The sequence below is a fragment of the Verrucosispora sp. WMMD1129 genome (assembly GCF_029581255.1).
Taxonomy (GTDB): Bacteria; Actinomycetota; Actinomycetes; order Mycobacteriales; family Micromonosporaceae; genus Micromonospora; species Micromonospora sediminimaris.
In genome coordinates this window covers 1,786,358-1,804,556 of sequence record NZ_CP120741.1, presented here as the reverse complement: position 1 = coordinate 1,804,556, position 18,199 = coordinate 1,786,358, and the positions used below count along the sequence as shown (strand labels likewise).

The window sequence follows — 18,199 nt, the reverse complement described above, 5'->3', positions numbered from 1 at the left end:
TCAGCGTGATTCGCGGGTGCGTTCGACGCTGTCCGGGCCGAGCACCACCGCCCGTACGGCGTCCTCCACCTCGGCGGTGCAGACGAAGACCAGCTCGTCGCCGGCCTCGAGCGGGTCGTCGGGGCTGGGCACCAGGACGCGCTTGCCGCGCAGGATCGCCACCAGCGCGGAGTCCCGGGGCAGTGGCACCTCGCGCAGCGGGTGCCCGACGTAGGGCGCGGTCGGCGGCAAGGTGATCTCGACCAGGTTGGCCTCGCCCTGCCGGAACGTCATCAGGCGGACCAGGTCGCCCACGGTGACCGCCTCCTCGACCAGCGCGGCCATCACCCGCGGCTTGCTGACCGCCACGTCCACGCCCCACTGCTCGGTGAACAGCCACTCGTTCTCGGCCCGGTTGACCCGGGCGACCACCCGGGGCACCGCGAACTCGGTCTTGGCCAGCAGCGAGACCACGAGGTTGACCTTGTCGTCGCCGGTGGCCGCGACCACCACGTCGCAGCCGGCCAGCTCGGCCTCCTCCAGGCTGGTCAGCTCGCAGGCGTCGGCCAGCACCCACTCCGCGTCCGGCACCCGGGCCGGCCGCAGCATTCGAGGCTGCCGCTCGATGAGCATCACCTGGTGGCCGTTCTCGATCAGCTCCTGGGCGATGGAGCGGCCCACGTTGCCGGCACCGGCGATGGCGACCCGCATGATCACTGACCCCCTTCCGGCGCCGCCGCCACGGATGTGACCGCCGCCACCATGTCGTCGGTGACCAGCATGAAGACCTGGTCGCCCTCCTGCACGACACTGGACGCGGTAGGCAGCGTGCCGATGCCGAAGCGGATCAGGTACGCCACGCGGGCGCCGCTCGCCTGCTCCAGGGCCCGCACCGGGCGGCCGATCCAGTCCTTGTGCACCGGCACCTCGACGATCGAGACGGTGCTTGTGGGATCGCGGAAGATCTCCACGTTGCCCTCGGGCAGCAGGTGTCGCAGCATCCGGTCGGCCGTCCACCGGACGGTGGCCACGGTGGGGATGCCCAGCCGTTCGTAGACCTGTGCGCGGCGCTGATCGTAGATGCGGGCAGCGACCCGCACCACGCCGAAGGTCTCGCGGGCCAGCCTGGCCGAGATGATGTTGGAGTTGTCGCCGCTGGAGACGGCGGCGAAGGCGTCGGCCCGCTCGATGCCGGCCTGGCGCAGCACGTCGCCGTCGAAGCCGGCCCCGGTGACCGTGACGCCGGCGAAGTCGGGCCGCAGCCGGCGGAAGGCGTCCGCGTCCTGGTCGATGACCGCGACCGAGTGCCCCCGGGCCTCCAGGTTGTGAGCCAGGGTCGAGCCGACCCGGCCACAACCCATGATCACGACATGCACGCTGCCTCCCACGATGCGTACCGCTGCGCCTCGTCGCCTGCGAGCCTGCCACGTCGGGGCCGCGGACGGGGACCGACGGTACTCCCGCCCCGGATACGCCGGTACCCGGCCACCCCACGTGCCCGTTGTCGGTGGTCGTACGCTTGGCCGTTGTGGCCCGATCCACCTCCCTGCTGAAGCGGCTGCTCGTCGGCCGGCCGTTCCGGTCCGACCGGCTCAAGCACACCCTCCTGCCGAAGCGCATCGCCCTGCCCGTCTTCGCCTCGGACGCGCTGTCGAGCGTGGCGTACGCGCCGGACGAGATCCTGCTGATGCTCTCCGTCGCGGGCGCCTCGGCGTTCGTGTTCTCACCGTGGGTCGCCCTCGGCGTGGTCGTGGTCATGCTGACCGTGGTGGCCAGCTACCGGCAGAACGTGCACGCCTACCCGTCGGGCGGCGGCGACTACGAGGTGGCCACCGTGAACCTCGGCCCGCGTGCCGGCGTGGGGGTGGCCAGCGCGCTGCTTGTCGACTACGTGCTCACCGTGGCGGTGTCGGTCTCCTCCGGGGTGGCCAACCTCGGCTCGGTGATCCCCTTCGTCGCGACCCACAAGGTGCTCATCGCGGTCACCGCCGTGGTGCTGTTGACCGCGGTCAACCTGCGCGGAATCAAGGAGGCGGGCAGCGCGTTCGCCATCCCCACGTACGGTTTCATGATCGTTATTGTCGGCATGATCCTCACCGGACTGGTCCGGATCGTGGTACTCGGTGAGGACCTGCGCGCCCCCAGCGCCGACCTGGTCATCGCCGCCGAGTGGCACGACACCACCGGCTGGGCGATGGCGTTCCTGCTGCTGCGCAGCTTCTCCTCCGGCTGCGCCGCGCTTACCGGCGTGGAAGCGATCTCCAACGGCGTGCCGGCGTTCAAGGCGCCGAAGAGCCGCAACGCCGCCACCACGCTGCTGATGCTGGGTCTGGTCGCGGTGACCATGCTTGTCGGCATCGTCTGGCTGGCCCGGCTCACCGGGCTGCAGTTCGTCGAGAACCCCGCCCTGCAGATCGTCTCCGGCCCCGAGGGGTACGTGCAGAAGACGGTCACCGCGCAACTCGGTGAGACGATCTTCGGGCCGGGTTCGGTGCTGCTTTTCCTGGTCGTCGGGGTGACCGCCACGATCCTGTTCGTGGCCGCCAACACTGCCTTCACCGGTTTCCCGGTACTCGGCTCGATCCTCGCCCAGGACCGCTACCTGCCCCGGCAACTGCACACCCGGGGCGACCGGCTCGCCTTCTCCAACGGGATCCTCTTTCTGGCCGGCTTCGCGATCCTGTTGATCATCGGTTTCCAGGCCGAGGTGACCAAGCTCATCCAGCTCTACATCGTGGGCGTCTTCGTCTCGTTCACCCTCTCCCAGGCCGGAATGATCCGGCACTGGAACCGGCTGCTGCGCAACGAGCGGGACCCGCAGGTGCGCAGCCGGATGCTCCGGTCCCGGGCGATCAACACCTTCGGCATGACGATGACCGCCGCGGTGCTGGTGATCGTATTGATCACCAAGTTCCTGCTCGGGGCCTGGATCGCCATCGTCGCGATGGGCCTGATCTACGTGCTGATGCTGGCCATCCGCCGGCACTACAACCGGGTGGCAGTCGAGTTGGCCCCGGACGACGACGGACGGCCGGTGCTGCCGGCCCGCAATCACGCGATCGTGCTGGTCAGCAAGTTGCACCAGCCCACCCTGCGGGCGGTGGCGTACGCGCAGGCCACCCGGCCGGACACCCTGACCGCGGTGACCGTCAACGTCGACGACCAAGACACCCGCCAGTTGCAGGCCGACTGGGACCGGCGGGGAGTGCCGATCCCGCTGACCGTGATCGACTCGCCGTACCGGGAGATCACCCGCCCGATTCTGAACTACGTGGCCGGGGTACGCCGGGAGTCGCCGCGCGACGTGGTCACGGTCTTCATCCCCGAGTACGTCGTGGGTCGCTGGTGGGAGAACCTGTTGCACAACCAGAGCGCGCTGCGGCTCAAGGGCCGGCTGCTGTTCGAGCCCGGGGTGATGGTGACAAGCGTGCCGTGGCAACTCGCCTCGACCGCCGGCAAGGACCTGGACCGGATGGACGCCACGCTCGGCCGTGGGCCGGTCCGTGGTCCCCGCGTGGCGCGCGGTGCCACCCTGCCCCCGTCGGTCGAGCGCGAATCGTCGGACGGGGACGCCCGGTGAGCGGGCTTGAGGAGGCCGAGCGGGTCGAACTGACCGTGGCGGCGGTCGCCCCCGGAGGGCACTGCGTGGCCCGGGTTGACGGCCAGGTGGTCTTCGTCCGGCACGCACTGCCGGGAGAGCGGGTGCTGGCCGAGGTGACCGAGGTGCACCGGGGGTTCGTCCGGGCCGACGCGGTCACCGTGCTGGAGGCGGCACCGGACCGGGTCGACCCACCCTGCCCGTACGCGCGACCGGGCCGCTGCGGCGGCTGCGACCTGCAACACGTCGCCCCCGACGCCCAACTTCGCTGGAAGGCGGCGGCGGTCCGCGAGCAGCTCATCCGTCTCGGCGGACTGGACGAGGCCCGGTGTGACGAGCTGGACCTACGGGTGATGGCGTTGCCGGGTGGTCCGCTCGGCTGGCGGTCCCGGGTCCGCTACGCGGTCGACGCGGCGGGTCGTGCCGGGCTGCTCAAGCATCGCTCCCACGAGGTGGTGCCGGTCGACCGCTGCCTTATCGCCCATCCGGCGATCCAGGAGCTGCCGGTGCTCACCGCCGCCCGGGTGAGCTGGCCGGACGCCGAGTCGGTGGAGACCGTCGCCAGCACCGGCGGGGACGTGGCGGTGACCGCCGTCGCGGCCGGGACCAGTCGCCGGGTCAGTGGACCGGAACGGATCCGGGAGCGGGCCGCCGGCCGGGAGTGGGTGCTGCCCGCCTCGTCGTTCTGGCAGGTGCATCCCGCCGCTGCGGACACCCTGGTCGACGCGGTGCTGGAGCTGACCGACCCCCGGCCGGGGGAGCGGGCCTGGGATCTCTACGGTGGCGCCGGCCTGTTCGCTGCCGCGCTGGCTTCTCGGGTGGGCCAGGCCGGGCGGGTCACCCTGGTCGAGGCGGCCGGCGACGGCGTCGCGGCGGCCCGGGAGAACCTGCGCGACCTGCCCGCCGTCGAGGTCGTGGCGGCCCGGGTGGAGACCGCTCTGGCCCGTCGCCGCATCACCGGTCCGGTCGACGTGGTGGTGCTCGATCCGCCCCGGACGGGGGCCGGCGCGCGGGTGGTACGCGACGTGGTGGCCGCCGGACCGCGCGCGGTGACGTACGTGGCCTGTGACCCGGCGGCGTTCGCCCGGGACCTGCGGGTCTTCGCCGAGCTTGGTTGGCGGCTGGCGGCGTTGCGCGGGTACGACCTGTTTCCGATGACCCGGCACGTGGAGCTGGTCGGGCTGCTGGTGCCGGCCTGACCAGGTGCTCAGTCCCGGTGGTCCCTGCGCCCACGCTGCAAGGTGCGCGAGGGCCGATAGACTCTGCGGTCATGAGTGTTGAAGAGGACACGGCCAACCACGGCCGGCTGCTGGCCACGGTGCACGGTCCCCAGGACGTCAAGCGGATGTCCGCCACCGAACTGGACATCCTCGCCGCCGAGATCCGCGACTTCCTGATCGCCAAGGTGTCGCGTACCGGTGGGCACATCGGGCCCAACCTGGGCGTGGTGGAACTCACCCTGGCCCTGCACCGGGTCTTCGACTCTCCCCGGGACCGGCTGCTGTTCGACACCGGCCACCAGGCGTACGTTCACAAGATCGTCACCGGCCGGCAGGGCGGGTTCGACCAGCTGCGCCAGCGTGGCGGGCTCTCCGGTTACCCGAACCAGGCCGAGAGCGAGCACGACCTCATCGAGAACTCGCACGCTTCGACCGCCCTGTCGTACGCCGACGGGCTGGCCAAGGCGTACGCGCTGCGGGGCGAATCGCGAAGCGTCGTCGCCGTGGTGGGCGACGGGGCACTGACCGGCGGCATGTGCTGGGAGGCGCTGAACAACATCGCCGCCACGGACAACCCGCTGGTCATCGTGGTCAACGACAACGGCCGCTCGTACGCGCCGACGATCGGCGGTCTCGCCCACCACCTCTCGACGCTGCGGCTCAACCCCGGCTACGAGAAGGTCCTGGACGCCGTCAAGGACGCCCTCGGCTCGACCCCGCTGGTCGGCAAGCCGATGTACGAGGTGCTGCACGCGGTCAAGAAGGGCATCAAGGACGCGGTCGCGCCGCAGGCGATGTTCGAGGACCTCGGCATCAAGTACGTCGGCCCGGTCGACGGGCATGACCTGGCCGCCGTCGAGACGGCCCTGCGGGCGGCGAAGAACTTCGGCGGCCCGGTGATCGTGCACGCGGTCACCCGCAAGGGCTACGGCTACCGCCCCGCCGAGGAGGACGAGGCGGACTGCTTCCACAGCCCCGGCGCCTTCGACATCACCGACGGCAAGGCCACCGCCGCACCGTCGGTGAAGTGGACCCACGTCTTCGCCGACGAGCTGGTCGCGATCGCGGACGAGCGGCCCGACGTGGTGGGCATCACCGCGGCGATGGCCGAGCCGACCGGCATCGCGAAGCTGGCCCGCAAGTACCCGGAGCGCACCTACGACGTGGGCATCGCCGAGCAGCACGCCGCCACCTCGGCGGCGGGCCTGGCGCTCGGCGGGCTGCACCCGGTGGTGGCGGTCTACGCGACCTTCCTCAACCGGGCCTTCGACCAGGTCCTGCTGGACGTGGCCATGCACCGGCTGCCGGTCACCTTCGTGCTGGACCGGGCCGGGATCACCGGCCCCGACGGGCCGAGCCACTACGGCATCTGGGACATGTCGGTCTTCGGAGTGGTGCCGGGCCTGCGGATCGCGGCGCCCCGGGATGCCGCCACGCTGCGCGAGGAGCTGCGCGAGGCGGTCGCCGTCGACGACGGCCCCACCGTGGTCCGCTTCCCGACCGGCGCGGTCGCCGCCGATCTGCCCGCCGTGCGGCGGGTCGGGCCGGTCGATGTGCTGGCGGAGTCGGCGCGTACCGACGTGCTGCTGGTCGCGGTGGGCGCCTTCGGCCAGCTCGGCATGGAGGTCGCCGCCCGGGTCGCCGAGCAGGGCTACGGAGTCACCGTGGTGGACCCGCGCTGGGTGCGTCCGATCCCGGCGGAGCTGGTCGAGCTGGCCACCGAGCACCGGCTGGTGGTCACGGTCGAGGACGGGGTACGGTCCGGCGGGGTTGGCGACGCGCTCGCCCAGGCCATGCGTGACGCCGATGTCCGGGTGCCGCTGCGGGACCTGGGCGTACCGCCCGGGTGGTACCCGCACGGTTCCCGCAACCAGCTCCTGACCGACCTCGGCCTGACCGCCCAGGGCGTGGCCCGCGACGTCACCGGCTGGATCTCCCGCCTCGACACCGAGCCGGTCGACCCACCCCGCCTCACCGCCAACCCTTCCCCCAACTAACCCACCCACCCCCCAAGCCTCCCTACCCCGCGCGGGTGCCTCGCGGCATTGATCATGAAGTTGTTGTCACTGCGTCCGGCGTGGCGCGACAACAACGTCATGATCGACGCCTGTAGAGGGGTGGGTTCAGCGGCGGGGGGAGCCGGCGGAGCGGTAGTGGGTCTTCTCGTCGGCGGCGAGGCTGAAGGTTTCGCGGCGCTCGGGCAGGGGGGCCACCACCAGCCCGGGACGGTCGACCAGGCGGGTCGTGTCCGGCGGCACCGACAGCGTGGTGTCCTTGGTGGCGCGCCAGCTCAGCACGACCAGCGGCTGATCCGGAATCGGCAGTTCGTAGACCTGCAACGGGTTCGTCCGGTCGGCGGGGGAGAGCACCACCGGGCCATCGTCGGCGGGTCGGTAGACCACCGCGCTCATCGTGCCCTCGGCGCTCTCCCAGGTGAGCTGCTCCAGCTCGGCCGGCTCGCCACCGTCGAGGGACAGCTCGCCGAGCGTACGTACGGCGAGTTTCGCCATCGGCCAGGACGCCGGCACCGACTGCGGCACGTCCCGGTCGCCGGCGCGCCGGAAGATGCTGCCGAACGGGCCGTCCTCGCCAGCCAGCAGGCAGGTGTCGAGGCCGGTCAGGGCGCGCCGGCCGGAGCCGCTCTCGTCGCGCACCAGCGGGTAGCGGGGGGCGGTGATGCCGGTGCCGAGGTCGAGCAGCCGGTCGGTGGCCCGGCCCCGGGGCAGCGACTCGGTGGAGCGCAGGGTGGCGGTGACCGTCACCGCCCGGCACCGGGGCACCTCTACCGGGTCGGTCAGGCCGTCGCGGTCGGACAGGATGCGACCGTTCGGTCCGACCAGTCGCCGAACCCGTTCCGAGGTCAGGTAGCGCCGGCCGTCGGCGGCCTGGACCGGCAACACGTCGGAGTAGACCAGGTAGCCGGGGTCGGTGTACTCAGTGGCGTGACCGACCGTGTACCGGTCGCCGTCCCCGGTGAGCTGGAGCAGCCAGGACGCGGCCTCACCGGGTACCGACGCGGCGACCAGGGCCAGTGGTCGGCCGCCGACCTCACCGGAGAAGAGGATCCCGGACGAGGGTACGTGCACCCGGTCGTCCACGGGCGAACGCCAGTCGCGTACCGCCTCGGTGACGGCGGCGGTCGCCGCGGTGTCCTCGGCGAGCGAGCCGCGCGGCGGCCACACCGTCAGAGAACCGTCCATGCTGTCGTAACCGACCCGCAGGTCCCGTGCCTGACGCTCGGCGACCGGCCCGCAGGCGGTGACGGCGATCAGCAGGGTGGACAGGCCGGTGGCGGTCAAGCCGCGCCAACGGGCTGGAGCCACCTGTCACGCCCCCGATCGGATCGCGTCGTCGTGTCGGAGGGCAATAGTACGAGACGTCCCGCCGCCGCTTCGGGTCGCCATACGCTGCGTCGCGCGGCGACCACACCGGCCACAGGGGACACCGCGTTGACTTGGGGCATTTTCCCCACTCGGGTAGACTCCGCCGACTGTGACGCCTGCCGAGACCCGCGCTGCCGCGCTGCCGAGATCCGCCGACGTCGCCGACTCTCCCTCCGAAGTCGTCACCGTCGGTGATCAGGCGCACGACCGCGCGCGCTCCGCGCCGGGGGGCACCACGTCCGCCGCCGAGCCGGCCGTGGCGGAGACCGCAGCGATCGACGGGGCGGCACCCGCGACCGAGGCCCCGGTCACCGAGGCACCCGCGACCGGGAGCGGGACGGACCGGCAGTTGACGGAGACCGCGCCGGCCGACGGTACGCGGGGCGTCGATGCCGCCGACGCCGCCCCGGAACGCCGACGCCGGTTCCGGTGGACGCCCCGGCGACGCGACCTCGCGGTCTTCGGCGGGTTCCTGCTGACCGCGCTCTGGGTGACCAGCCAGATCTGGATGGACCCGGCCGGTCGGGTGGCCTCGCTCTACAGCAGCGACCCGGCGCAGGTGCAGTTCTTCCTCGCCCACTCGGTGCGGGTGGTGCTGCACGGGGAGTTCCCGTTCTTCACCGAGCAGTTCAACTACCCCGACGGGGTCAACCTGATGGCCAACACGGCCATCCTCGCCCTGGGCATCCCGATGGTGCCGGTGACCCTGCTGTTCGGGCCGGCGGTGACGTTCGTACTGCTGGTGACGCTCGGTCTCGCCGGGACCGCATCGGCCTGGTACTTCGTGCTGTCCCGGCACGTGGTGCGCAACCCGCTCGCCGCGGTGGTGGGCGGCTGGTTCTGTGGCTTCTCACCGGCCATGTTGTCGCACGCCAGCTGGCACCCGAACATCATCAGCCAGTTCCTGCTGCCGTTCATCGTGTGGCGGGTCATGGTGATCACCCGATCGACCCGGCCGTACCGGGACGGCGCGCTGCTGGCCCTGCTGGTCACCGCGCAGGCGTTCATCAACGAGGAGATCCTGCTCTTCACCGCGATGGGCTGCGGGATCTTCCTGATCGCGGTGGTCGTCCAGCGGCCCGGGATCTGGTCGGCGGCCTGGCGGCCGTTGGCCAAGGCGCTGGCCACCTGCACGGTGATCGCCGGCTCGCTGTTGGCGTACCCGCTGTACATCCAGTTCGCCGGCCCGATGGCCTATCACGGGCTCAGCGACGCCGTCCGTGACTACGGCAACGACATCGCCGCGTACTTCGCCCCCGGTTCACCCACCATCGGCGGCAACCAGCGGGCGAACGTCAACCTCGCGCCGAACTACTCGGAGGAGAACGCCTTCTTCGGGTGGAGCCTGGCGCTGATCGCGGTCGGCATCGTGCTCTGGCTCCGGCGGGAGGTGCTGGTCCGGGCGCTCGCCGCGACCGCCGCCTTCTACACCATCCTCTCCCTCGGTGAGCGGATCAGCTGGTGGGACCGGGAACTGGTCGTCGGGCCGTGGAACTGGCTGGTCCGGCTGCCGCTGCTCGACGCGGTGGTGCCGACCCGGTTCGGCATGATCACCAGCGTGGTGGTGGCGATCCTGCTGGCGCTGGCCATCGAGCGGACCAGCACCCTGTCCCTGGACCGGAGGACCGTGCGTACGCTCACCGCCGCCGGTCTGGTGCTCGCGTTGCTGCCGATCACCCCCATGCCGTTGCCGATGACCTCCCGCCCGCCGGTGCCGGACTTCATCACCTCCGACCGGTGGCGCGCCTACGTCGGGCCGGAGCAGACCCTGGTGCCGATCCCGGTGCCGAGCATGGGTAACACCCACGGCATGCGCTGGGCCGCCGCCACCAACCTCGACTTCAAGATCCCCGGGGGCTACTTCCTCGCCCCACGCAACGGCAACACCGGCGACCCGGGGCGCTTCGGAGGCCGGCCAAGCGGCATCGGAAAGTTGCTGGAGGAGGTCGCCACCACCGGCCGGACGCCGCAACTGGACGACCGCCAGCGGCGTCGTTCCCTGGACGAGTTGCGGTACTGGCGGGCGGCGATCCTCGTGCTGCCGGTCCGGCAGCCGCACTCGGAGCCGCTGCGGCAGACCGTCGAGCAACTGGTCGGACCGGCCCGGCTCGAACTGGACGTCTGGGTGTGGGACGTACGGTCACTCACCGACCCCCGGGTCTGATGTCGCTCGGTACCGTCGAGCGGGACGTGCAGGCCCGCACCACCGGTCGCCGTTGGCGGCTCCGCCCGCGTACGCCTGACCTGGCGGTGGTGGCGGGCTACCTGGCGCTGGCCACCTGGCTGACCAGCCGGCAGTGGGGCCGGCCGGACCGGCTGTTCCACCAGGCCGGCGACCAGATCCTCTTCGAGTGGATGCTGGCCCACGCCGCTCGTGCGGTGGCTGGCCTGGACAATCCGCTGTGGAGCGAGGCGCTGAACGCGCCCGGCGGGGTGAACCTGATGGCCAACACCTCGGTGCTCGGCCTGGGCGTCCCGTTGGCGCCGGTCACCCTGCTGTTCGGCTCGCAGGTGGCGTTCGCGGTGGCGGTGGTCGGATGCCTGGCCGGCACGGCCACCGCCTGGTACGTGCTGCTGCGCCGCCGCCTGGTCGAGTCCCGGCTGGCCGCCGCGCTCGGCGGGCTGGTCTGCGGCTTCGCCCCCGGCATGGTCGCGCAGGCCGGATCGCACCTGCACATGGCCGCCCAGTTCCTGGTGCCGGTGATCCTGGCACTGGTGTTCGCGCCCGACCCGGCCGACACGGCAGCGGCACCGGCGGGCACCGGGCCACGGGTGTGGCGGCCCGGTGTGCTGCTCGGTCTGGTCGTGACCTACCAGGCGTTCCTCGGCGAGGAGGTGCTGCTCCTGGTGGCGCTCGCCGCCGGTGTCCTGGTCATCGGTTACGCGCTGACCGAAAAGGCCGCCGCACGCCGGCTCGCCCCGGTCACGGCCGGCCGGATCGCGGTCGGTGCGGTGGTCGCGGCCGCCCTGCTCGCCTATCCGCTGTGGTTCCAGTTCTTCGGCCCCGGCCACTACCGGGGGATGCCGTTCCACGCGTACGGCTTCCAGCTGGACGCTGCCTCGTTCACCGCCACGGCCCGGCAGACCGTCTTCGGCGACCACCGTCTGCCCGCCCTGCTGGCCCCCAACGCGACCGAGGAGAACTCCTTCTTCGGGCCGGGTCTGCTGGTGCTGGCCCTGGTCGTGACGGTGTGGTTGTGGCGTCGACCGCTGGTCCGGGCCCTCGCCGCCTGCGGGGTGGTGTTCGCCCTGCTCTCCCTCGGCCCCCGGGTACGCCTCGACGGATCGTCGACGGAGTTGCCCGGCCCGTACCTGCTGATCGCCGAGCTGCCCCTGCTCGACCATGTGGTGCCGGCCCGGTTCGCGTTGGTCTGCGTGCCGGTGCTGGGCATCCTGCTGGCCCTCTCGGTGGACCGGGTACAGCGGCAGCCGGCCACCGCTGGTGCGGGACCGGACGCGGTGCCGGTGCGGCTGCTCTGGGCCGGTGCGGTGGTCGCCGCGCTGCTGCCGTTGACGCCGACCCCGATCCGCGCCGTGCCGAACTGGCCGGTCCCGGCGTTCGTGGCGGAGGGGACCTGGCGGGCGTACGTGCCGGCGGGGCGGACGGTGGTGCCGGTGCCGCCGGTGACCAACGCGGGTCAGAGCCCGGCGATGCTCTGGTCCGCCCGGACCGGGTTGGCCTTCACCGCCCCGGGTGGCTTCTTCATCGGTCCGCGTTCCCCCGACGACCCGGCCGCCCGCTGGGGCGCTCCGGACCGGCCCACCTCCCTGCTGTTGCGCCGGGTGGCCGACACCGGCGAGGTGCCGCCGATCAGCGAGACCGACCGCCGGCAGGCGGTGGCCGACCTGCGGCACTGGCGGGCGGCCGTGGTGGTGCAGGGTGGACTGCACCACGGCGACCCGGTGCGCCGGACGGTCGAGGCGCTGCTCGGTCCGGCTCGGGAGATCGGCGGGGCACTCGTCTGGGACGTCCGGCCGCTGGTGGGTTGACGCGTCCGACGGGGGCTGCGGCGGCAGGTGGCACACTCGTCGGGGTGAGTGACGTGGCCGCATCGCCGGCGGAGGGCGAGCTGGAGAGTGTCAGCCTGGTGGAGCTCGCCGTCTCCCGGCTGACCCGGGAGATTCTCAGCGGCCGCAGTGATCCCGGTGAACGGTTGGTGGAGGAGCAACTGACCCGGCGGCTCGGAATCAGCCGGGCGCCGCTGCGTGAGGCGCTGCGGCTGCTGGCGCAGCGGGGGCTGGTCGAGCACGTCCCGCGCCGGGGAGTCCGGGTCGCCACCCTGTCGGATCGCGACGTGCGAGAGCTGTACGAACTGCGCGACGTGCTGGAACGATTCGCGGTCCGGTCGGCGATCCCGGTGCCGCGGGAGAGCGATCTGGCCGGGCTGCGGGCGGCGCTGGACCAGATGAGCGAGGCGACCCGGAACGGTGACCGGCTGGCGGTCGCCGAGTCGCACCGGGCGTTCCACGTCGCGCTGGTGGCGCTGGCCGGCAACCGGCAGCTCTCCGCGGTGTACGACTCGATCCTGGTGAAGTTGCAGCTCTACATGGCGATCAACCTGCGCCGCGAGGCGGAGGTGGCGCAGCCGCACGACGGCGTCCACCGGCACGAGCGGCTCTTCGAGGCGGTCGCGGCTGGTGACCCCGAGCTGGTGCTCGCCGTGCTGTCCGAGCACGGGGCGCGGTCGTATCTCGGGTAACTTCACCGGGCGGCCGTCATGTCGTCGTTACGTACCGCGTGGTTTGCCGAAACACAACTGTCGACAATCGACTGTATGCCAGAGCGGATCGGATCGATCTCGGAGCTGCGGTCGGCGTACCGCCACGGCGACCTGACCCCCACCGAACTGGCGGAACGGGTCCTGGACGGGCTGCCCGGAGCGGACGGTGGGCCGGTCTGGATCAGCACCGTGCCGGCCCGGGCGCTTCTCGCCCGCGCCGAGCGGCTGACCGCCACCGCCGACCCCGCGACCCTGCCGCTGTACGGGATTCCATTCGCGGTCAAGGACAACATCGACGTCGCCGGCATGATCACCACGGCTGGCTGCCCCGACTTCGGGTACTCCGCCGGCGAGGACGCGCCCGTGGTGCGTCGGCTGCTCGACGCCGGTGCCCTGCTCGTCGGGAAGACCAACCTCGACCAGTTCGCCACCGGCCTGACCGGGGCGCGGTCCCCGTACGGCAGCTGCGAGAGCGTCTTCGGCGGTGGGCTGATCTCCGGCGGTTCCAGCTCCGGGTCGGCCGTCGCGGTCGCCGCCGGCCAGGTCAGCTTCGCCCTGGGTACGGACACTGCCGGCTCCGGCCGGGTGCCGGCGGCGCTGAACGGGATCGTCGGCCTCAAGCCCACCCGGGGCCTGCTCAGCACCGCCGGGGTGGTGCCGGCCTGCCGTTCGCTCGACTGCGTCTCGGTCTTCACCACCGACGTCGCGGACGCGGTGGACGTGCTGCACACCGCGCGCGGCATCTCGGCGGCCGACCCGTGGGGGCGTCCGCTACCGGCGGAGCGGGTCATGGCCCGCATGCCGGGCACGCTACGCCTCGGCGTACCCCGGGCAGAAGACCTGGAGTTCTTCGGGGACGCGGGACAGGCGGTCCGGTTCGCTGCGGGCGTGCAGGCGCTGCGGGGTCTGGTGGGCCAGGTCGGGTCGGTGCCGTTGCAGAGCTTCTTCGAGGCGGGAGAGCTGCTCTACCAGGGACCGTGGGTGGCCGAACGGCTCGCCGGGCTGGACGGCTTCCTGCGGGAACATCCCGAGGCCGTTCTGGCGGTCACCCGCAGCGTGCTGGAGACCGGCCGGCGTTACGACGCGGTCGACGTCTTCCGGGGCCAGCACCGGTTGCGCGAGTTGCGGACCCGGGTCGACCAGCTGTGGGACGAGGTCGACGTGCTGGTGGTGCCCACCGTGGGCACGACCTTCACCCTCGACGAGATCGCCGAGGACCCGATCGGCCGCAACACGATGCTCGGTCGCTACACCCAGTTCGCCAACCTGCTCGACCTGGCGGCGGTGACCGTGCCCAACGGGTTCACCGCGGCGGGCCGGCCGGCGAGCCTGACCCTGCTCGGCCCAGCGTTCAGCGACACCACCCTGGCCCAGCTCGCCGCCGCCTTCACCGCCGCCACCCGCGCCGCTCCCGAAGCTGTCGCCACCGTCTCGGTGACCGGGCCGGCGCAGACGCTCATCGCCGTCGTCGGCCGGCACCTGGCCGGCGAGTCCCGCAACGCGGAGCTGACCGAGCGGGGCGCCACCCTCGCCGGTGCCGCGCGCACCGCGCCTCGCTACCGGCTCTACCGCCTGCAGACGGCCGACGGTGACGGGCTGCCCGGCCTGGTCCGGGTCGCCGACACCGACCCGGAGGGACACCCGATCGAGGTCGAGCTGTGGCGACTGCCGGTGACCGTCGTGGGCGACCTGCTGGTCGGGGTGCCGGCGCCGCTGTCGCTGGGCTGGGTTCGGCTGCACGACGGGCGGGACGTGCTCGGCTTCCTCTGCGAGGCGTACGCCGTCGATGCGCGGGCCGAGGACATCAGCGCCGCAGGTGGGTGGCGGGCCTACCGCCGGGCCGCAGCGCACCGGAGTTGACCAACGGAGGAGGAGAGGATGGGCAGGATCGGGCCGGTAACGGCGAACCCCTACCCGTGGCCGTACGACGGCACGGCCGACACCGCGCGTACCGCGCTGCTCTGCATCGACTGGCAGACCGACTTCTGCGGCCCGGGCGGCTACGTCGACGCGATGGGCTACGACATCGGCCTCACCCGGGCCGGCCTGCCAGCCACCGCCCGACTGCTGGACCACGTCCGGTCGCTCGGCATGCTCGTCGTGCACACCCGCGAGGGCCACGACCCCGACCTGTCCGATCTGCCGGCGAACAAGCGTTGGCGGTCCGCGCAGATCGGCGCCGAGATCGGCGCGGCGGGCCCGTGCGGGCGGATCCTGGTCAAGGGCGAACCCGGCTGGGAGATCGTGCCCGAGGTCGCCCCGGCGCCCGGCGAGGTGATCGTCGACAAACCCGGCAAGGGCGCCTTCTACGCCACGAATCTCGACCTGGTGCTGCGTACCCGGGGCATCACCCACCTGATCCTCACCGGCATCACCACCGACGTCTGCGTGCACACCACGATGCGCGAGGCGAACGACCGGGGCTACGAGTGCCTGATCCTCGCCGACTGCACCGGGGCCACCGACAAGGACAACCACGACGCCGCGCTGCACATGGTGACCATGCAGGGCGGCGTCTTCGGCTGCGTCGCCACCTCCGACGCCGTCATCGCCGCCACGACCAGGTGAGGTGAGCCATGTTGACAGTTGCCACGGCGCGGCCCTTCCCGTACACCTTCGACCCTGCGACCACCGCGCTGCTCGTCATCGACATGCAGCGCGACTTCCTGGAGCCCGGCGGTTTCGGTGAGAGCCTCGGCAACGACGTCGGCCAACTGCGGCGGACCATCGCACCACTGACGGCGCTGCTGGCCGGTGCCCGCGCCGCCGGGCTGACGGTCGTGCACACCCGGGAGGGACACCTGCCCGATCTCTCCGACTGCCCACCGGCCAAGCTCAACCGGGGCCTGCCGAGCAAACGGATCGGCGACCCCGGTCCCAAGGGCCGGATCCTCGTCCGGGGCGAGTACGGCCACGACATCGTCGACGAGTTGACGCCGCTGCCCGGCGAACCGGTCGTCGACAAGCCGGGCAAGGGCGCCTTCCACGCCACCGGCCTGGACGCCCTGCTCGCCGAGCGGAACATCCACAGTCTCCTGGTAACCGGGGTGACCACCGAGGTGTGCGTGCACACCACGGTCCGGGAGGCCAACGACCGCGGGTACGAGTGCCTCGTGCTCGCCGACTGCGTCGGGTCGTACTTCCCCGAGTTCCACCGGGTGGGGCTCGACATGATCGCCGCCCAGGGCGGCATCTTCGGGTGGGTCGCCGACTCGACGGACGTGCTCGCCGTGCTGCCCACCACCCCCGTGTTGCAACCCTCCTCCTGACCGGGAGCAGCCATGGTCCCCACCAGACCCTCAGTCGTGCCGCTGCCGTACTGGGTGCGCGGCGACACCAACGCGTTCTTCGGCTTCGGCGTCAACGTCCTGGTCAACGTACTCACCCTGACCGGGCTCTGCCTCTTCGTGGTGAACCTGCCCGAGCGGGAGGTGTTCGGCACGATCCTGCCGGCGCTCGGTATCGCCCTGGTCGCGGGCAACATCTACTACACGCACCTGGCCCGACGGCTGGCCCGGCGGGAGAGCCGCTCCGATGTGACAGCCCTGCCGTACGGGCCGAGCGTGCCGCACATGTTCATCGTCATCTTCGTCATCATGCTGCCCATCTACCTCAGCACCGGTGACCCGGCGCGCGCCTGGGAGGCGGGGCTGGCCTGGGCCTTCATCATCGGCGTGATCGTGCTGATCGGCGCGTTCGTCGGCCCGTACATCCGCCGCTACACGCCGCGTGCGGCGCTGCTCGGCACCCTCGCCGGCATCTCCATCACCTTCATCTCGATGAACCCGGCGGGCCAGATGTGGCGGCTGGCCTGGATCGCGCTGCCGGTGCTGGCGCTGCTGTTGATCGGGCTGCTGACCGACGTGAAGCTGCTGTTCAACTTCCCGATCGGGCTGGCCGCGCTGCTGCTCGGTACGGCGATCGGCTGGATCGGCGGGGCGATGTCGGTACCGGACGTCACGGCGGCGGCGCGGGACATCGCGTTCGCCTTCCCCACTTTCCAGATCGACCTGCTGCTGCGCGGGCTCTCCGACATGGCGCCGCTGCTGGCGACCGCGATTCCACTGGGCGTCTACAACTTCACCGAGGCGATGACGAACGTGGAGAGCGCGGCCACCGCCGGGGACAACTACAACCTGCGTAGTGTGCTGCTCGCCGACGGTGCCGGCGCGGTCGTCGGCTCGGCCCTCGGTTCGCCGTTCCCACCGGCGGTCTACGTCGGCCACCCGGGCTGGAAGGCCGCCGGTGGGCGTACCGGTTACTCGATGGCGACCGGGATCGTCATCGCGCTGCTCTGCTTTCTCGGCATGTTCTCCCTGCTCGGGGCGATCTTCCCGACTGCGGCGATCGTGCCGATCCTGCTCTACATCGGGTTGCTGATCGGTGCCCAGGCGTTCCAGGCGACACCCCGGGCACACGCTGCGGCGGTGGTCGCGGCCCTGATTCCCAACATCGCGGCGTGGGCGACCGGGCAGATGAACAATGCTTTGGCGGCGGCCGGCACCACCGCCGCCGAGGTCGGCGACGAGGCGCTGGCCGGCGCCGGGGTGGTCTACGACGGCCTGCGCATCCTCGGCGAGGGCGCGATCCTCGCCGGTCTGGTGCTCGGCGCGATCGTCGCCTTCATCATCGACAAACGCTTCGTCCAGGCGGCCATCTTCGCCGCCTCCGGCGCGGTGCTCGCCTTCATCGGCCTGATCCACGGCGAGGAGGTCCAGTGGAACGCCAACGGGCAGGTGGCGCTCGGCTATCTCTTCGTGGCGGTGATCTGCGCGATCTTCGCGCTCGGCAAGTACCCACCCCGGGTGCCCGAGCCGGAGGAGGCCGAACTGGACCGCCTGCACGGTGGCAACTCCTCGACACCCAAGCAGCCCGCCGCACCCGTCCAGAAAGGACTCCCCGCATGGAGATCGACCGGACGGACGTGGTCGCCGAGGTGACGGCGGCCTTCGTCGGCTACGAGCAGGCGCTCGTGGCCGGCGACGTCGACCGGATCTGCGGATACTTCTGGGACTCTGCGGCCACGGTGCGCTTCGGTCTCGCCGACCACCAGTACGGTCTCGACGAGCAGCGCAAGTGGCGGGCCGGGCAACCACCGCTGCCGCCCGGCCGTCGGCTCGTCGACACGGTGGTCACCGCCTTCGGCGCGGACCTCGCGGTCGTCACGACCCGATTCGGGTACGGCGACGCCGCCACCACCGGTCGGCAGACCCAGACCTGGGTACGCCTCCCGGAGGGCTGGCGGATCGTCACCGCCCACGTCTCCGAGCCGTTGCCTCCCGACGTCGGATGACGGTA

General features: G+C 71.8%; 14 protein-coding genes. 11 read left to right on the top strand and 3 right to left on the bottom strand.

Annotated elements, in window-relative coordinates; all coding sequences use genetic code 11:
* Positions 1–690 carry a TrkA family potassium uptake protein gene (locus tag O7624_RS08180; RefSeq protein WP_170863613.1) on the bottom strand — a complete coding sequence of 230 codons (690 nt, stop codon included), beginning with the start codon at positions 688–690 and terminating at the stop codon, positions 1–3.
* A gap of 2 nt (positions 691–692) precedes the next feature.
* On the bottom strand, positions 693–1,355 hold the full coding sequence (locus tag O7624_RS08175; RefSeq protein WP_282239572.1) for a TrkA family potassium uptake protein: 663 nt from the start codon (positions 1,353–1,355) through the stop codon (positions 693–695).
* Positions 1,356–1,507: 152 nt separating this feature from the next.
* On the opposite strand from O7624_RS08175, the gene O7624_RS08170 reads away from it, so the two are divergent.
* From O7624_RS08170 to dxs, 3 genes are all read left to right on the top strand, one after another.
* A complete protein-coding gene (locus O7624_RS08170; RefSeq protein ID WP_282239571.1) occupies positions 1,508–3,559 on the top strand; it encodes an APC family permease in 2,052 nt (683 codons plus the stop codon).
* On the top strand, positions 3,556–4,776 hold the full coding sequence (locus tag O7624_RS08165; protein ID WP_282239570.1) for a TRAM domain-containing protein: 1,221 nt from the start codon (positions 3,556–3,558) through the stop codon (positions 4,774–4,776). Before O7624_RS08170 ends, O7624_RS08165 begins: the two co-directional genes overlap by 4 nt.
* 71 nt (positions 4,777–4,847) lie before the next feature.
* Positions 4,848–6,794 carry a 1-deoxy-D-xylulose-5-phosphate synthase gene (dxs, locus tag O7624_RS08160; RefSeq protein WP_282239569.1) on the top strand — a complete coding sequence of 649 codons (1,947 nt, stop codon included), beginning with the start codon at positions 4,848–4,850 and terminating at the stop codon, positions 6,792–6,794.
* 126 nt (positions 6,795–6,920) lie between these two features.
* On the opposite strand, the gene O7624_RS08155 is transcribed toward dxs, so the two are convergent.
* The gene (locus tag O7624_RS08155) at positions 6,921–8,120 is read right to left on the bottom strand and encodes a hypothetical protein (RefSeq protein WP_282239568.1); all 1,200 of its coding nucleotides are present in this window, start codon (positions 8,118–8,120) and stop codon (positions 6,921–6,923) included.
* A 409-nt stretch (positions 8,121–8,529) separates the two neighbouring features.
* Between O7624_RS08155 and O7624_RS08150 the strand changes: the two genes are divergently transcribed.
* The 8 genes from O7624_RS08150 to hpxZ all read left to right on the top strand — a co-directional run bounded on the left by O7624_RS08150 (position 8,530) and on the right by hpxZ (position 18,194).
* On the top strand, positions 8,530–10,344 hold the full coding sequence (locus tag O7624_RS08150; RefSeq protein WP_282240575.1) for a hypothetical protein: 1,815 nt from the start codon (positions 8,530–8,532) through the stop codon (positions 10,342–10,344).
* Positions 10,344–12,170: a hypothetical protein gene (locus tag O7624_RS08145; RefSeq protein WP_282239567.1), complete on the top strand. Its 1,827-nt coding sequence runs from the start codon at positions 10,344–10,346 to the stop codon at positions 12,168–12,170. Before O7624_RS08150 ends, O7624_RS08145 begins: the two co-directional genes overlap by 1 nt.
* Before the next feature lie 44 nt (positions 12,171–12,214).
* Positions 12,215–12,880 carry a GntR family transcriptional regulator gene (locus tag O7624_RS08140; RefSeq protein ID WP_282239566.1) on the top strand — a complete coding sequence of 222 codons (666 nt, stop codon included), beginning with the start codon at positions 12,215–12,217 and terminating at the stop codon, positions 12,878–12,880.
* A gap of 75 nt (positions 12,881–12,955) precedes the next feature.
* Positions 12,956–14,761 (top strand): allophanate hydrolase, encoded by a 1,806-nt coding sequence (gene atzF, locus O7624_RS08135; RefSeq protein WP_282239565.1) that lies wholly within the window; start codon positions 12,956–12,958, stop codon positions 14,759–14,761.
* Positions 14,762–14,779: 18 nt separating this feature from the next.
* The gene (locus tag O7624_RS08130; RefSeq protein WP_282239564.1) at positions 14,780–15,469 is read left to right on the top strand and encodes an isochorismatase family cysteine hydrolase; all 690 of its coding nucleotides are present in this window, start codon (positions 14,780–14,782) and stop codon (positions 15,467–15,469) included.
* A gap of 8 nt (positions 15,470–15,477) precedes the next feature.
* A complete protein-coding gene (locus O7624_RS08125; RefSeq protein ID WP_282239563.1) occupies positions 15,478–16,170 on the top strand; it encodes a cysteine hydrolase in 693 nt (230 codons plus the stop codon).
* Between the two features lie 12 nt (positions 16,171–16,182).
* On the top strand, positions 16,183–17,841 hold the full coding sequence (locus tag O7624_RS08120) for a regulator (RefSeq protein WP_282239562.1): 1,659 nt from the start codon (positions 16,183–16,185) through the stop codon (positions 17,839–17,841).
* Positions 17,805–18,194, top strand: coding sequence for an oxalurate catabolism protein HpxZ (gene hpxZ, locus O7624_RS08115; RefSeq protein WP_282239561.1), 390 nt, complete (start codon positions 17,805–17,807; stop codon positions 18,192–18,194). The genes O7624_RS08120 and hpxZ overlap by 37 nt, the downstream gene beginning before the upstream one ends.
* Positions 18,195–18,199: the final 5 nt, after the last annotated feature.

Excerpts from the sequence above, each read along its gene's own strand:
- hpxZ (WP_282239561.1), top strand. The coding sequence starts at position 17,805 with ATGGAGATCGACCGGACGGACGTGGTCGCCGAGGTGACGGCGGCCTTC.
- dxs (WP_282239569.1), top strand. The coding sequence starts at position 4,848 with ATGAGTGTTGAAGAGGACACGGCCAACCACGGCCGGCTGCTGGCCACG.
- O7624_RS08180 (WP_170863613.1), bottom strand. The coding sequence starts at position 690 with ATGCGGGTCGCCATCGCCGGTGCCGGCAACGTGGGCCGCTCCATCGCC.
- O7624_RS08130 (WP_282239564.1), top strand. The coding sequence starts at position 14,780 with ATGGGCAGGATCGGGCCGGTAACGGCGAACCCCTACCCGTGGCCGTAC.
- atzF (WP_282239565.1), top strand. The coding sequence starts at position 12,956 with ATGCCAGAGCGGATCGGATCGATCTCGGAGCTGCGGTCGGCGTACCGC.
- O7624_RS08145 (WP_282239567.1), top strand. The coding sequence starts at position 10,344 with ATGTCGCTCGGTACCGTCGAGCGGGACGTGCAGGCCCGCACCACCGGT.
- O7624_RS08125 (WP_282239563.1), top strand. The coding sequence starts at position 15,478 with ATGTTGACAGTTGCCACGGCGCGGCCCTTCCCGTACACCTTCGACCCT.
- O7624_RS08120 (WP_282239562.1), top strand. The coding sequence starts at position 16,183 with ATGGTCCCCACCAGACCCTCAGTCGTGCCGCTGCCGTACTGGGTGCGC.